The 15708-nt window shown below is 63.3% G+C and carries 12 protein-coding genes and 1 pseudogene; 4 read left to right on the top strand and 9 right to left on the bottom strand.

The window, feature by feature from the left end; genetic code table 11:
* The first annotated feature begins 167 nt into the window (after positions 1-167).
* A complete protein-coding gene (locus ABZ677_RS07935) occupies positions 168-971 on the top strand; it encodes a hypothetical protein (protein ID WP_358368111.1) in 804 nt (267 codons plus the stop codon).
* Positions 972-1028: 57 nt separating this feature from the next.
* On the opposite strand, the gene ABZ677_RS07930 is transcribed toward ABZ677_RS07935, so the two are convergent.
* Complete coding sequence (locus tag ABZ677_RS07930; RefSeq protein ID WP_358368109.1) at positions 1029-2153, bottom strand: GGDEF domain-containing protein; 1125 nt, start codon at positions 2151-2153, stop codon at positions 1029-1031.
* Between the two features lie 78 nt (positions 2154-2231).
* The gene (locus tag ABZ677_RS07925; RefSeq protein WP_358368106.1) at positions 2232-3260 is read right to left on the bottom strand and encodes an Rv1355c family protein; all 1029 of its coding nucleotides are present in this window, start codon (positions 3258-3260) and stop codon (positions 2232-2234) included.
* A 260-nt stretch (positions 3261-3520) separates the two neighbouring features.
* Between ABZ677_RS07925 and ABZ677_RS07920 the strand changes: the two genes are divergently transcribed.
* Positions 3521-4762 (top strand): EAL domain-containing protein, encoded by a 1242-nt coding sequence (locus ABZ677_RS07920; protein ID WP_358368104.1) that lies wholly within the window; start codon positions 3521-3523, stop codon positions 4760-4762.
* Between the two features lie 177 nt (positions 4763-4939).
* Here ABZ677_RS07920 and ABZ677_RS07915 read toward each other — a convergent pair.
* Positions 4940-5239: pseudogene (locus tag ABZ677_RS07915) on the bottom strand (hypothetical protein); the annotation flags it as partial.
* Positions 5240-5463: 224 nt separating this feature from the next.
* Here ABZ677_RS07915 and ABZ677_RS07910 point away from each other — a divergent pair.
* On the top strand, positions 5464-6717 hold the full coding sequence (locus ABZ677_RS07910) for an EAL domain-containing protein (RefSeq protein WP_358368101.1): 1254 nt from the start codon (positions 5464-5466) through the stop codon (positions 6715-6717).
* An 812-nt stretch (positions 6718-7529) separates the two neighbouring features.
* On the opposite strand, the gene ABZ677_RS07905 is transcribed toward ABZ677_RS07910, so the two are convergent.
* The gene (locus ABZ677_RS07905) at positions 7530-9125 is read right to left on the bottom strand and encodes an alpha/beta hydrolase (RefSeq protein ID WP_358368098.1); all 1596 of its coding nucleotides are present in this window, start codon (positions 9123-9125) and stop codon (positions 7530-7532) included.
* 22 nt (positions 9126-9147) lie between these two features.
* A complete protein-coding gene (locus ABZ677_RS07900) occupies positions 9148-9789 on the bottom strand; it encodes a hypothetical protein (protein WP_358368095.1) in 642 nt (213 codons plus the stop codon).
* Positions 9790-9864: 75 nt separating this feature from the next.
* Between ABZ677_RS07900 and ABZ677_RS07895 the strand changes: the two genes are divergently transcribed.
* A complete protein-coding gene (locus tag ABZ677_RS07895; protein WP_230592565.1) occupies positions 9865-10506 on the top strand; it encodes a TetR/AcrR family transcriptional regulator in 642 nt (213 codons plus the stop codon).
* A 76-nt stretch (positions 10507-10582) separates the two neighbouring features.
* Here ABZ677_RS07895 and ABZ677_RS07890 read toward each other — a convergent pair whose 3' ends face one another.
* The 4 genes from ABZ677_RS07890 to ABZ677_RS07875 all read right to left on the bottom strand — a co-directional run bounded on the left by ABZ677_RS07890 (position 10583) and on the right by ABZ677_RS07875 (position 15596).
* Positions 10583-12469: a S9 family peptidase gene (locus tag ABZ677_RS07890; RefSeq protein ID WP_358368092.1), complete on the bottom strand. Its 1887-nt coding sequence runs from the start codon at positions 12467-12469 to the stop codon at positions 10583-10585.
* 22 nt (positions 12470-12491) lie between these two features.
* Positions 12492-14060 (bottom strand): alpha/beta hydrolase, encoded by a 1569-nt coding sequence (locus tag ABZ677_RS07885; protein ID WP_358368089.1) that lies wholly within the window; start codon positions 14058-14060, stop codon positions 12492-12494.
* 39 nt (positions 14061-14099) lie between these two features.
* Positions 14100-14822: a MerR family transcriptional regulator gene (locus ABZ677_RS07880; protein WP_358368086.1), complete on the bottom strand. Its 723-nt coding sequence runs from the start codon at positions 14820-14822 to the stop codon at positions 14100-14102.
* Between the two features lie 87 nt (positions 14823-14909).
* Positions 14910-15596 carry a DUF3159 domain-containing protein gene (locus ABZ677_RS07875; RefSeq protein ID WP_358368083.1) on the bottom strand — a complete coding sequence of 229 codons (687 nt, stop codon included), beginning with the start codon at positions 15594-15596 and terminating at the stop codon, positions 14910-14912.
* Positions 15597-15708 lie beyond the last annotated feature (112 nt).

Below are 15708 nucleotides of genomic sequence, written 5' to 3'. Positions count from 1 at the left end.
CCCGTCACAACACGTCCAACAAAAATCGGATCGGAGTATGTTTTAGGCAATTCCGCTGGTCCGTAGGGTTGTTTTCTGGACACAATACGTTTGACGATTGTTCAGAAATCAACCATGCACTCGATTTAGCTCCAGACGGGCGTCGAGGATCAGCCAGGAGTTCACCCATGACCACCCCCCTCCTCCCCAGCGTGCCCTCGGCACGCTCCATCGAATACACAGACCGCCCCCGCTCAGTCCGCAGTGCACCGACGGACAGGACGAGCCTCGTCCGACAGCGAGGGCTGGACTCCGTCCATCGGTCGACGCCCTGCGCGGACGGAGCCTTGACCTTGACAGCCGCGACGCCGTCGGGCTCTCCCGAATTGTGGTCCCGCTACGTCGAAGGAGCATGGGAGTCATATTCACGCCACGGTGTCACCGCGGCTCTCGACATGGACGAAGTGGCTTCCGGCGCAACGACGGCACTGTTTTATGTGGTGCGCGATAAGGCAGGACAGATACTCGGCGGCGTCAGAGCCCAAGGCCCGTACACGATGATCGAGCAATCCCATGTCCTGACCGAGTGGAAGGACTCACCTGGACTACCGCTGGTCATCGACCTGCTTCGGTCTCGGCTTCCCCACGGATTCGTGGAAATGAAAAGCGCGTGGGTCGATGCGGGGGCCGCAGGGCGGTCGGTCTCGAACGTCCTGGCTCGAACAGCGTTGCCGACGCTCGAATTGACCGACAGCCGGTACCTGTTCGCCAGCGCCGCCGATCACGTCCTGCGGCTGTGGGAGAGCTCCGGCGGGCGGATCGACCACGACATCCCCGCGGCGGCGTATCCGAGCGAGCAGTATCGGACCGTCATGATGTGGTGGGACCGAACTACCCTCGCGCAGGCCGCGAAGCCCGAGGTGTGGCGCTCGATGGTCGACGAGACCCGGTCACTGTGCGGGGACGATCGGCACGTCCTGTTCGTGGCTTAGCGGCTCGCTACATCACTGACGTCGACCAAATTCTTGTTGCCCATCCTGTGCGGTGCTCTACCAGCTGATCGTCAGGGTCCCCGCGTGGCAGGCGCGGTCCCGACCATCTGTCTTGGCTTGGTAGAGCGCGGCATCGGCAGCGCGGACGACTGCGTCGAGCACCTGATCGAGACCGCCCGATTCGGCCGACGCAAGGCTTGTGGCGGGCCACGCGCTGTCGCCAGGGGCGGCAGGTTGGACGTCCACGGTCACCGTTCCGATGCTCACGGTCACCGTGCAGTCGGACCGGACTCGGTCGAGGATTTTCTGCGTGAGCTCGTGATCCTCTCTGTGTGTGGCAAGGATCAGGAACTCTTCGCCTCCGGTTCGAGCGACGACCGCATCCGATAACGCACACACGTCGTAAACAGCACGAGAAAGCGCATCGGCGACCGCCGCGAGCATTCGGTCCCCGGCCGTATGACCGGCTGTATCGTTGACGGCCTTGAAGTAGTCCACATCGACCACGTGCGCAGACAACGGCTCCCTCCGCTCGCAGGCCTCGTGCACAAGAGAGTGGGCGTTCGAGAGCAATCCGCGTCGATTGACCAGACCGGTCAACGGGTCTGTGTCGGCCAGCCGTTGCAGCTTCTCGTTGACCGAGGACAGGGTTCGGCGCAGGCCCCCGATGAGCGCGACCGGTACCAGCACCGTGGTCGCGGCGGCACCGATCGCGACGGCGGTCACCGCCCACCCCGAAGATCCCACGCTGACCACCGACAGCACCGTGGCCATGACGACCGAGGCCGCCGACAGGCCCGCGGTTACGCGTGGCGGTGAGCTCGATGCCGCAATTGCCGGAACGATGGCCAGCATCGAGGTGACTGCGCGCGTCCCGGCCGGATCGGCGATCAGGTAAGCACTGATAGCCACTCCGGCCATACCGCCGAAGCCCAGGACGGCGAATTGGCGTTCACTCAACCGCCCCACCTTTGCAGCGAAGATCACCGTGACGGCGGTGAACGTCAGCACCGCGATGAGAATCGGAAGTGCGTTCGGCCGCAAAAACGTCGGAGACAACAGGGCAATGGCCAACAGCGGTACGGCACCGGTGGCGCTGGCGATGACAGCGGTAGTGCGGGTATCGAGCCGTGACCGCCAGGAATTCACGCGTCGACGAGACGACTGGTCGATCACGTTCATCGGTTGATTCCTCGAATCAATGTCGGGCGAGCCCAAAGAACAGTATCTGTTGATGCCTGCGCCCGCTGGTGCGGCAGCTCATACATTCTCAGCGTCGGTTGCCGGGTCGAGTCCGGCGCGCACCAACGCATCCAGGTCAATTCGCCGCCGACCGGACGGGAGCGGTTCACCGCGGCCGAATGCCCTCACAGCAGCGGTCACAGCGGCACCACCGAGCGCGACGTCTCCGCCGAGCTGCGGCCAGGTGGAGAGCGTGCGCCCGATCTCCGGCACCGACGCAATCATCCGCGGGCTCAGTTTGCTCGGCTCGAGCAACGTCGCTGCAATTGTGCTCTTCTGCTCGACGGTCAGGTCGGCCACATCCGCGGTCTTCAACTCGCCGAGCAGTCCGTGGAACACCGGTCGGTCGGGTTCGAGATCGAAGCGTTCGACATCGAGAACGCCTCCATCGCTGGTTTCCATCACCACGGGGATACCGCGGGCGCGGGCGTGATGGCGCACCAGCAGTTTGGTGTCGATCGAGTCGCATTCCTCCACAACGAGATCGAGCCCGTCCAGAAAGCTATCGAGCGTCTCTGCCGTCACACCGTCCGCGAAGACCTGCACATTCAGGTAGGGGTCGAGTTCGGCGATCCGTCGGGCCGCGACGACCGCCTTGTTCACGCCCAAGTCGAACACCGAGGTCGGTACACGGTTGAGATTGGATAGATCGAGCTCGTCGAAGTCCGCCAGACGCAACTCGCCGCACAATCCCTCCAGCGCGAGGGTGTGGGCGACGGCATGGCCGACGCTCAACCCGACAACTCCCACCCGGAGGTCTCTGAACCGAGCTTGTTCTTCGGAAGTGATCTTGTTTCTGTTGCGGTCCAGTCGTAGCCGATCGAAGCCGCGTGGACCGAGGACGCGCACCATTGTGCGCCGCCATGGGAAGTGCACCCACCGGGGCAATTCCTCGGAGTCGCCCGCCATCGCGGGAAGCAACCGGCGAAGCGAAGCCAGCTGGTCGAGTGTCGTGTCGACGACACCGACGTTGGGATCATCGAGAAGAGCGCGGACCACCGAGTCCTGTTCACGCTCGGATGGGTCGAACACGCTGTGCTCTGACATTGCTGATGCTCCGCATCTTTCGGATGACTGTCGACGACAAGCAACGCCGATCATGTCCGACAGCCGGGAGGGATATCAGACTGCTTCACGTTACTGAAGTCTCACCGACCGTGCGGCCGCGCACAGTGTTTCAGGATCAACACAGCCGCCTGAACCACCGCTGTGGCAAAGTCCGTATCCAGACAACGCCCCGCGTGCCTCGGCGCTCGGAACGACAGTCTGTGTGCACGTGTACTGGGATCGAGAACATGGGGTGAAAGTTGGGCGTCGACGGTGACTTCGATGAGCGTTTCAGCTCACTGATCTCGGTCTTTCAGCCGATCGTCGACTCGAGGAGCGGGCTGGTGGTTGCGCACGAGGCGCTCACCAGGTGGCCGGCCTTTCCGGACAACTCGCCGGACCAGATCTTCGATATCGCCCGCACCCTGGGGATGGCCGAGGAGTTGGACCGAAGATGCATAGCCTCGGCAGTTACTGCAGCGGCACGGTTCACCCCCGCCGACCACCCGCCACGTACGTTGTTCGTCAACATAGAAGCCGACGCAATTTCTTCCGAGAACTCGTCGGTCTCGGCCCGTCACCTCAGCGAACTGTTGCGCGGAGGCGGCTCGCAGGTTCGGCCCGTCGCGGAATTCGCTGAACGCTCCCTACTCACCGACCCGGCGCGATTACTCCGATCAGCCGACCGACTCCGACGCGACGGCATCATCATCGCTCTCGACGACGTCGGTGCCGACCCCGACTCGATGGTGGTTCTGCCCCTTCTCGCACCCGAGGTGATCAAACTCGACAGATCATTGCTCGACGACGACCTCTCCGGCGACAAGCTCGCCACCTTGCTCGCCGTTCTTGCCTACGCGAGCCGGTTCGATGTTGCACTCATCGCCGAAGGAATCGAAACCGCGAGACAGAAAGAGAAGGCGATCGCGTGGGGTGCCGCGTACGGACAAGGATTTCATCTCGGCCGGCCCGCCCCCCTCGCTGCATCCCCGACGTCGTCCTTTCCGGTACAGCCACGCCCTCCCGTGCAGAGACCGTTGACAGAGATCCTCGACGACCGCGCCACCGACACGACCTCGATCTCGCTCCTCACGTCCATCTCCGACCACCTGCTCGACTTCGCAATGACCACCACCGAGACTCTGACGATCGTCATCGCATTCCGCGAACCGGAACTGTGCACCGCCGACACCGCTCGCACACTGCAGCGTCTCGCTCGAAAACACCCGTACGTCAAAGCACTCGACGCACCTCGCGCACTGTTCACCGCCACCGATCGGGTGCGCCACGCCGACCTGGTTCAACCCTCGGAAAGAATCGGTGCCATCGCCGTCATCGGCCAACGTTTCTACTACGCCCTGATCGCCCGCCCGCTCGACCCCGACGCTTCGGCGTCGCCGTCCAACCAGTGGAGATACTTCTTCACCGTCGATCCAGCCGAGGTCTGCGACGCCGCGCACACGCTCATCGTTCACAGTAGAGAGCCCCACCCACCTCGCTAAGTATCAAATAGTGGATCAATCTTCACGTGAGGGGAATGGTCGACCCGACATCGCCGGATAGGCCTCGAGATGGCTACAAGTTCGAACAATTCGAAGTTCGACGTCTCCTAGACATGCATGCTCGACTCGACGCGCGAACGGGCCGCGCAAATACCCGACAAGCACGGAACGCGAGCGTCAATCGGCTAGCGTCGCACCGCTGCGAGTGAGGACCAGTCCGGTCCCTACGGCGCCGATGATGGTGATCGCCAGCGCGATCGAGGACCAGCCTTCGGTGTGCCAGTACACATCTTCGAGTGTGATGAGCAGTGCTGCTCCGTCGACGATCAGACCCAGGGCCACCCCGAGCGCCGCTCCCATCCACGACCGCGTCCGTGGCGATCGGTCCACAAGACCGAAGACGGCGACGGCGGCCAGCAACAGGATCACCCACAGGTGTTGGTGCAGATGCACTCCGCCGGCATTGATGTCGCCGACAGGCGCGTTCCTGTGTCCACGCGCGGTCCGAAGCTATGTGTCCGACAGCGACCGAGCAAGTCTCAGGCCATCGCTCAGAGGCCTGTCATGGCAGCGCAATCACCTCTCGCGGTATCGTCGGCCCTGTGTCGAGTCGCCGGCACTCGCATAGAACCACTCTTCGCATTCCGGGTGGTTCTTCGACGAAGGCCAGGGCGACCTCGCGCGGCCGGGGAGGAATTAGCATGGCAACACACCACGACACCGAGACCACGCACTCACCGTCCCCCTCGTTCTCGGACTCGATAGGACTGGTCGTCACCATGCAGTTCGCGCCCATCCGACGACTCGACGACGACGCCCTCGCCGGGGCCGAGCTACAGCTTAAAGGCCCCGCCGGTTCGGCACTCGATTCCGCGCAGGCGCTCCGTCGCGCCGCACACCTGATGCAGCAACGACCCGAATTCGACCTACACAAGACGATTCTGGCGAGCACCGCACCCGCACGCACCCTCGCCGAACATCTGCCGCTGCTGCTGACCCTCGATGCGCAATCACGGCGCGCCCTCGACGACACCGATCCAGAACGCACATCGACGACGCTCGAACGCGTCATCGTCACCATCGACGCCTCCGCAGTTCTCGCCGATCCTCACCGAGCCATGGCTGCGATAGCGTCCGCGCGGACCAGCGGAAAGCTCATCGCACTCGACGGTGTCGGAGACCACCCCCACGCTGCGACATTGCTGCCGTTGATCGAACCCGACATCATCATCACCGCACCCGATCTGCTCACCGAGACCGGACACGACGTCGGATCCACCACACACGCTCTCGTCGCCTACATCGAACGCTCGCACGCGGTGATCGTTGCCGAAGGTGTCGATACCGAAGCCACCCGCATGGCCGCGATCACCATCGGAGCCACATACGGAACGGGGCGACTGTTCCCAGCGGTCGAAGACCCCGCCGAACTACTCGACGAGCCCGTCGTTCCCATGCCCGCCGACCCGGTGTGGACGACACCGACGACCGGCTCGGACACCCCGTACGCCATCGCTTCGGCACACGCCACGGCCCGCCGGGGAACGAAAAAGCTGCTGATTCAGATGAGCAAATCCCTCGAAGCGCACGCCGCAGCGTCCGGATCATCGATGATCGCACTCGGCACTTTCCAACGCGCACAACACTTCACACCCACCACCTCCGCGCGGTGGCAACACCTGGCAGAAACCATCGGCTTCGCCGGGGTCTACGGGGTGGGCCTACCCGCCGTCATCGAAGGCAAAGTCCGACACGCCCCGCTCGACCTCGACGACCCATTGGTCCAGGAATGGACCGTCATCACCCTCGGTCCTCACCACGCAGCACTATTGTCGGCACGCGACCGCCACGACAACGGACCCGATCTGGACCGCACCTTCGACTTCGTACAGACCTTCGACCGAGCCACCGTCACTCAAGCCGCCCGAGCGATTCTGCAGCGCTACCCGCACTGACCGACGCGCATTGGCCGGCATTCTTCGACTGACTTCAGGGCGGTATGGGTTCGCGACACGGAGTCCCGTCGTCACGAGTCCGCACAGAGGCTCGGTGCGTCACGACACTCTCCGTCCAGCCACTACCGTGGCTGTCCGACACCTATCATTACTGTCCGGTGTCGGAGAATCGGCGGCAGTTCGGCGTCACGGGAGTGTCACAAGTCGGTCCGATCGAGCATGGACTCGTCCGGACGGCGATGCACGAAAAACGTTGCAAATAAACAAATATCAGGTCCATTGAAGTTCATGCGGATCCACTTCCAGGGACTTGAAATCCGCACACTGTCGGTTCGAGTCCGTCTGGGGGCACCGGAGTCCATTGAATCCAAATTTTCGGCCCAGGACAATGCTTTTCGGGTGGTGGCGTGGAACTCGGTGGACTACCACGGATTTGAGTGGACAACCGAGACAGCGGATTTCAGATCCGCGTATTATTGACACCCTCCATCGGCCAAACTTCGTATTCGTGCAGCTCAGGCCTAGTTTCCTGGCGGACCGTTTTCTTCGCGTGTGGCTCGGTGTCACGAGGCTGTCACAACTGGACCTGGCTGACCTGTTCAACATGCTCGACACCCGCGGCTTCTCATCTTCACTCATCGAAAATTTGCAACTGTTCCCGCCACGGTAAGCACGAACCCAGCGAGGATGATCCGTGACGCGAGCCGAGGCGCGCGGCGTTCCATGCCGATGTGATTGCGGTAGCTCATGATCGAGCGCCGGGACGGCTTGGCCATCGAGCGGATCGGGGCCCGCTCGATGGCTCAGCAGGCTCAGATGGTGCAGCGTGCACCTTCATCCGGCAGTTCGAGGTCGATCAGGTAGTCGGCGATCGCTTCGTCGACGCAGGAGTTGGCGGAGATGATCGTTCCGTGCTGGTTGGCTTCGACCGTGAGCAACCGCGCCCCGAGGGTGTCGGCCAGGCTGATGCCTCCTTCGTGAGGTGTCACGGGGTCCCCGGTGGCAGAGACCACGATCACCTCGGGAAGCCCGGCGATGTCGGTGGCGTAGGGGTATCCGAGTGTGGGCTCGGCCGGCCAGAACTCGCACCCGTCCTGCGCAGGGGGAGTGGATCCGGGGTCGAGGAACGGCACTGCCTGGTTGAGATCGTGGCCGAGCTGGGTCATCTCTTCTTCGGTGAACCGTTCTTCGTCGAGGCAGTTGATGGCGAAGAGCGCTTCGAAAGAGTTGGTGTACTCCCCATTGTCGGATCGGCCGTAGTACCCGTCGCGAATCGCGAGCAGAGCGTCGGGTCGTCCGGCTTCGAGCTCCGTCAGCCCCGCGATGATGGTGGGCCAGCTGGCTTCGGAGTAGAGGCCGGAGACGATTCCTTCGCTGGCGGCGAGGAAGCCGAACTCTCGTCCGTCGGCGGCCACCAGCGGTTTTTTGTCGAGAGGCTGGAGGAGCTCCTGGGCTGCAGCGGTCGCCAGCGCCGGGTCGGTTCCGAGCGGGCACGCGGCCTGAGTCACGCAGAAGTCGGCGAAACGCTGGAACGAGGCCTGCAGTCCTTCGCTGAGCTGAATCCTGCGATCCGCGGTGTCCATGAGCGGATCCACCGCGCCGTCGAGAACGAGAGCACGGACATTCTCGGGGAACATCTCGGCGTACACCGAGCCGAGTCGAGTGCCATAGCTGACTCCCGCAAAAGTCAGTTTGTCGTCGCCGAGTGCGGAGCGGAGCACATCCATGTCGCGAGCGACATCCCGTGTCCCGAGATGGGCGAGTACCTCTGTGCTTCCGGAGCCGTCGGCGCATTTGTCGACGACGGCGCGCGCGGATTCTTCGGTCCACTCGCCGAGAGCCGACAGGGGTGCGTCGGCGTCGCGCTCCTCATCGGAGTAGCAGTCGATTGCCGGTGTGCTGAGACCGACTCCGCGCGGATCGAAGCCGACGATGTCGAAGCGTTCGGGGATGGGACCTCCCGTCCACAGGGCATCGACGAGTGGAGCGAGCGTAGTCCCCGCCGCTCCGGGACCGCCCGGGTTCAGCAGGACGGAGCCGATCGGGTTGTCGCCGGTGGCGGAAATGCGCGCGACGGCGATTTCGATGGTCGTGCCGTCGAGGTCCTCGTAATTCATCGGCACCGTGAGCATCGCGCACTTCGCCTTCTCTGCCGCCTCGACGATCTCGGGAACGGGCGGCTGGGAGTCCACGACGCTGGCATCGCACGCCCCGAATGCGAGCTCCTGCTCCATGAACCGTTCGAGGCCGACCCTGTTCGCGCTGTCGTCATCATTCGGTGCTGCACCGGAGCATCCGGCGAGCAGGAGCGCCAACGCAGCAGCGGCAGCCGCCGCCATCACCGGCTTCGGCCGTCGCCGTCGTTCGTCGTCCTTCGATCGTAAATCTGTGGGAGTCGTGCGGGTCATGGTGGTGTTCCTTCGGTGGGGTTCAGCTGGCGAGTTCGTCGATCCAGCTCGATCGCATTCGTAGAGCTCGTTCGGTGCTCCCGATGACAGCGGCGAATCCGATGAGCAGGTTGACGTGGAGCGGCAGTCGGATGGGTGAGGTGAATGTTCCGATCGAGTCGGCGATGGGGGGAATGAGCGAGAGGGATGCGATGATCTGCGGCACCTCCACGCAGAGGCCGCCGATGACGAGCAGGATCGAGATGAGACCGATGACGCGACTGGGACAGGGGTGCCGGTGGTGCAGCCGAGCGCGGCGTCCCTCTGCGGATGCGGGATCGGGAGACAGCTGCTGTTCGGTGCCGTCCTCACGCACGTAATGGCAGCGCTTGAGCCCGAATCCGGTAGCCGCGGCCTCGATGTGCCCACCGGGGACGGGGAAGCGGGTCGGCATTTTTGCGTACGACTGCTGTGCGCCGTCGACGTAGAGGCGGGCGCGCACCTCACCGTCCTTCGCGTCGCCCATGTGGCGAACATCGACTGCGTAGACCGATGTCGTGCCGTCGTGTGCGGACAGCGATATGGATCGGAGCGATCTGCCGAACATCTGCCACCAGCGGTAGCGGGGGAGCGGCTCACCCGACCCGGCGCGAATGCGACGGTAGCGCCATTGCCTGATTCCCATCTGCGCGATCCTCGATCTCTACTAGTACAGCGTGATAGTAAACCTGAAGGTATCACGCTGTATTAGGGTTGGGGGGTGTCGGACAATGTGGAGACTCGCGAAAGCGAACCCAGCACCAGGGATCGGATTCTGATCGCAGCCGCGATAATGGTGTCCGAGGATCCGGGAGCCCGGCTCAGCGTCCGAGCGGTCGCCGCGCGAGCAGGGGTCAGTACCGGATCGCTGCGTCATTTCTTTCCCACGCAGCAAGCGTTGATGGACGAAGTCGCCGCGGGAATCACCGGGCTGGTGGCGAACAAAAATGTCATCGAAGACGCCACTGTGCCTGCCGAGGAGCGACTGTTGGCGTGTATGCAGCAGGTACTGTCGGCCACCGGGACCGGTGAGCAAGCCCGAGATACGTGGCGACGGACATTGGGCACCTACCTCAGCGCGGAGCTCAACGCCGATGCCATCGACACGTATCTCGCTTTCAGCGCGGCCGGACTCCGGCACATAGAACACTGGCTGGACGTCCTCGACAAAGAAGGTGCCCTGCCGCCGGGTGACAACACCCAGCGCGCCGCCTATCTCAACGTTGTACTGGACGGGCTCTCAGTAGCACGAGCCCTCCCGACCGACGCTGCTCGAATTCGCTCGGAAACAGACGTTCTGCACCAAGTCATTTCGATGCTTTTTCACACCGGTGCACCCATGCCGAAGGTCGACTCGAACTGACTTCGACGACGAGCTCGAGTTCGATTGCCCGGTGTCACATCCTGTCGAATCGCATCGACATCCACTGTGCTTCCGATCATTGCAGACTACGGCCGCCGAGGTGCTGGGCGAGAAATTCTTCCACCTCGCGGTAGTAGCGAATACTGTTCTCCGGGTTGACGAATCCGTGGCCCTCGTCGTCGAACACGAGGTAGTCGACGTCGACGCCACGCGAGGTCAGGCGCTCGACGACATTGTCCGATTCTGCCTTGACGACCCGAGGATCGTTGGCCCCCTGCGCAATCAGGAGGGGCGCTCGTATCGCATCGAGCTTGGAGATGGGCGATCGTGCGAGCATGTCGGCCAGCTGATCGGGATCAGCGGGGTCACCGACGAAGCGGTGCCAGCTGTTGATGATTCCCGGACCGATGAAGGCAGGTTGGGTCCGCATGAAGTTCGACAGGTCGGAGATGCCGACGCAGTCGATCACCGCGGCAAACGTGTCGGGCGTGAACGATGCGCCCACCAGCGCCGCATAGCCGCCGTAGGAACCACCCATGATCGCCACTCGCTCGCGATCGGCGTATCCCGCTTCGACCGCCCAGTTCACCGCATCGATCAGATCGTCGTGCATCGCGCCTGCGAATTCACCGACCCCGGCGTTCGTGTGCGCGGTGCCGTATCCGACGGACCCGCGGAAGTTGACCTGCAGCACTGCATATCCGCGGTTCGCCAGCATTTGCGCGATGGGATCGAAGGTCCACGAATCCCGGTACCAGGGGCCGCCGTGCACCACGAGAACCATCGGCAGACTGTCGGGTTCGACGCCCACCGGAAGCGTCAGATACGACGGCAGAGTCAGACCGTCACGCGCCTGGATGTTCACCGGCACCATCGGGGCCATGTCCTCGGGATCGAGATGTGGGTAGGGGCGAAACAGTCGGCGACTCGATCCGGTGGCGTGATCGTAGTAGTAGGTGACGGACGGATCGCGGTCGTGGACGAAGCTGACGATCCACTTCTGACCGGTGTCATCGGAGGACAGTGCTCCGATGTCACCGTCGAACAGTTGCTCCAGATTCTTCAGGATCTCTGCGAAACCCGGTTCCAGTGCGTGGATCACCTGGCGTTCGCCGAGGTAGCGAACACCGATGAGCTCGCCGGTTGCACAGTCGCAGATCAGCGGTGACGAGGTCTGCTCGACGGCTCGTCGCACACCGTCGAGTTCGAGCGTCGGGTGACTGTCGACGATCGTCTCCTCGCCGGTCTCCAGATCGAGGCGAATCAGATGGGCCAAGTCGCGCCCTCGATTGGAACCGAGCCACATGCCGGTACCGTCCGCGGTGATCTGCATCGGACTGATACCCATCGGGTAGTCGGTGCCGTCGAACGACGCCACCGTGCGCTCTGCACCGGACTCGTCCATCCGCGTGATGTCGATGGTGCCGTCCGTGGTCATCGCGACGACGAACACCTCGCCGTCGGCACCGAGCATCGGATACCGGCCGACGCCGGGGCTCTGCCTGATCATCGTCAGTTCACCTGTGGCGATCTCGATTTCGTACAGATCGAACTCGCCGAGGTTCCTGGCGTTGATCAGGACGGTGTACAGCCCGGCCCCGCCCCGCACGGGTTCGATGGACACCGCGCGGGAACCGGGGAACGGCGTGAGATCTACTGCTACGGCATCGGGGTCGTCCAGATCGACGCGGAACACGTGGGTGTTCTCGTCACCGCCCGTATCCTGCAGATACAGCAGCCAGCGGGGGTCGTCCGTCCACCTGAAATCGTGCACACTACGAGTCTCGTCCGCAGTGACGCAACGTGGTTCGCTGCCGGGCGCGAGGTCCTCGATCCACACGTTCAGACGGTTCTTCCACGGCGCGAGAAACGCCATCGCGTTGCCGTCCGGTGAAATACTGGCGCCGGAGCGAACGGGTGGGCCGAAGAAGTCCTCGACCGAGATCAGTGGAGGTGCAGTCATGATTCGTCCTTTCGTTCAGCTGTTACAAAGCGCAGCGGGCGTCGGCCGGTGGGGATTGGAGATCGACGAGGTAGCTGGCGACTATGTCGTTGACGCAGGGGCTCGTTGCGCCGAACGCCACGGTGTGTTGCTCGCCGTCGACGGGAAGAAGCGAGCCGCCCAAGGTGTTCGCCAAGTTGACGCCTCCCTCGTACGGTGTGGACGGGTCTCCGGTCACGGAGATGGTCAGAGTGTCGGGTAGTCCGTCGACGTCGGTGGCGTACGGGATGTCGAGAGTCGGCTCTGCAGGCCAGAATTCGCATGGGTCACGTGCGCCCTCCGGTCCGAGGCCTGCGTCGGTGAACGGTGCTATCTCCTGGATCTGCCGCTTGAGGTCCACTTCTTGCTCTGCGGTGTTGCGCTGCTCGTCCACGCAATTGATCGCGTACAGCGCCTCGGAGAAGTTCGGGACGGTGCCGTCGGCGTCGCGTCCACCGAAGATATCGTTGATCTTCAGGAGGGTATCGGCCTGTCCTGCTTGCAGTTCGGCAATACCCTCGGTGATGACCGGCCATGCCGAGGAGTCGTAGAGGCCCGCGATCACGGCACCGTAGGCGGCGTCGAAGTCCATGATGCGGCCATCGGGGGTGACGATCGGATTGTCGATCAGCGGTCTGATGATCTGTTGGAAATTTTCGACAGCCTGGCTCGGATCAGCGCCCAACGGGCAGTCCGGGGCGCTCGCGCACGCCGCCGCCATGTCGTCGAATGCCTTCTGGAAGTTGGTGTACTGGTAGATCCTGCGGTCTGCGGTGCCCTGCGCCGGGTCGATTCCGCCGTCGAGGACCATCGCGCGCACGTTCTCCGGGAACATCTCGGCGTAGACCGCGCCGAGTCGTGTTCCATAGCTCTGGCCGAGGTAGCTCAGGGTGTCGTCGCCGAGCACGGCCCGGAGAATGTCCATGTCGCGGGCTGCGTCGCGGGTACCGACGTGTTCGAGCACATCGTCGCCTCCTGATCGTTCGGCGCATCGGCTCACCAGCTGCCGTGCACCGTCCTCGGTGAGGGTTCTCGAGCCGGTGAGGACCGTGGTGTGGGCCTGCCCTGCCTCGTTTTCCTCATCGGTGAAGCAATCGATGGCCGGGGTGGATGCACCGACACCGCGGGGATCGAATCCGATCAGGTCGAATCGTTCGGTCAGCGCGCTCTGCGCCCATGAAGACGTCGCACCTGAGGCCGCCATGCTCATTCCGGCACCGCCCGGTCCGCCGGAGTTGAGCAGGAGCGAGCCCACTTTCTCTCCGCGTGCGGGAGCTTTCAGCAGCGCGATCTGCGCAGTGCGCCCATCGGGGTTCTCGTAGTCGAGTGGCACGTCCACGCGGGCGCATTCGAACCTGGGATCGCTGGCGAACAGTTGATTGTCGGTCGTGGTGGTGCCGTACCCTTCACACGGCTCGAATGCCACACTTTGGTCGTAGAACTGCTGCAAGTCGGCCGACGGCTCGGAGTCTGCGTCCGGTTCCGGCGGCGATTGGCTGCAGGCACCGACCAGCAGTATCGACGCCGACGCTGCAGCGAAGAGTTTCGCTCTCCTGTTGTCGAATAGGGGCATGATTGGTCGACTCCTGTCGAATTGCATTGTTTTGACGTTCTATTCGGAATCGGCGGCGTTGAGTGCCGCCACCTGTCGCAGCACCTCGCGCTGGGCGGGGTTGTACAGGTCTTCCACGGCAACGGCGAGTGCGCGAGTCACCCGTTGTCTGTCGCCGTCGGTGTCGGTGTCGGCGAACAAGTCCGGGAAACGAGCCGCCAGCTGACGAACATGCGGGGCCATCCGTTCCGCCAGATCCCTGGTGGTGGCGCTGCTGGCGTCGGCCGGTAGGTCGTCGAACTCTGGGTCTGTGGGCAGCTGGGGAGTGGACCGCAGTAGGTCGCCGTAGGCATCTAGGGCCGTCGGGCTCAGTACCGTGCTGGCAAAGGTGATGAACTGCCGGTCTGCCGTTGTCAGATCTGCTGCAGCAGAACCGAGTTCGGGAGGTAGATCGGTCGGAAGGGATTCGTGGAGAAGGATCGCGATCTCCATCCGTGCTCGCTGCAGGCGCTCGATCGTCGCGCCGAGTTCTGCATCCAGAGTGCGCAGTGCCTGTTCCGGATGGTCGCGCCCGTCACCCTGAGCAGCGATGTCGGCCAACGAGAATCCCAGTTCGGTGAGGCGTTTGATCTGCATCAGCCGTACGAGATGCGTGACGCCGTACTGCTTGTAGCCGTTCGAGGCGCGCTCGGGCTCATCGAGTAGTCCGACATTGTGGTAGTGCCGCACCGACTTCAGGGTGGTGCCGGCGAGGTCGGCGATCTGCCGAGTGCTCCAGCCCATGACGCTCTCCTCCTGTTCGGTCAGGTCGGAATCAGTGTCGACTGTGACCTAACGGCATAGTCAAGGGTCGACTGCGTCCGGCAGGTCCTAAGTTTGGTTCGAGTGAACCAACTGCGCTGTGGAGCGACGGAAGGCCCAGACAGTGACGAGCACTGCCACTGCGAGCAACGGGGTGCCCATTGCGATCCGGGCAAACGCGAGCCAACCGGTGGCGTCGGTGTCGTACAACCAGTCCTGAACGAAGTAACGGGCACCGAACAACACCGCGAATGTCGCCGTCGCGATGTAGTGGGCGCGGGCGACCGAGCGATTGGATCGCCAGGCGTACTCGTTGCCGTGCAGCGCATTCCACAGCAGCCCGGTCAATGGTCGTCGAGCGAGTATCGAGACCAGCATCAACGCCGCTCCGGCCAGGCTCAGCCAGATGCCGATGAGGAAGTAGCCGCCCGCCGACCCCGTCCAGGCGGCGATACCGCCCGCAACGACGACGCCCAGCAGTCCGCCACTGGCCTGCGCGATCGGCTCGCCTCGCTTGACCCGAAGGACAGTGATCGTCAGTGCGATGGCGATCGCGACGCCGACGGCGATCGGAAGGGCCACCAGAGCATTGGCGGTTACGAATGCCACGACTGGAATGGCGGTGTAGATCATTCCACTGGTTCCGCCGAAGCCGTCGAGCAGAAGCTCTGTGGCATTGACCTTTTCAGTGGCCTTGCCACCGGAAACTGTCTGCGTCGCGTTGTTGTCGTCCGATGTCGATTCCGGCGTGTTCATGGTGCCCTCCTCGTCGATGCTTCGATTCGCTCTGTGCATCCCCTACTGTCGTCTCGGCGACCGGCACACAACAGTGCACACAAACATCGGATCTGCTGACAACATCATGAGC

This window comes from Rhodococcus sp. NPDC006774, from assembly GCF_040636045.1.
Taxonomy (GTDB): domain Bacteria; phylum Actinomycetota; class Actinomycetes; order Mycobacteriales; family Mycobacteriaceae; genus Rhodococcoides.
Note: the sequence above shows the minus strand (reverse complement) of the source record. Positions and strands in the feature narration are given on the sequence as shown.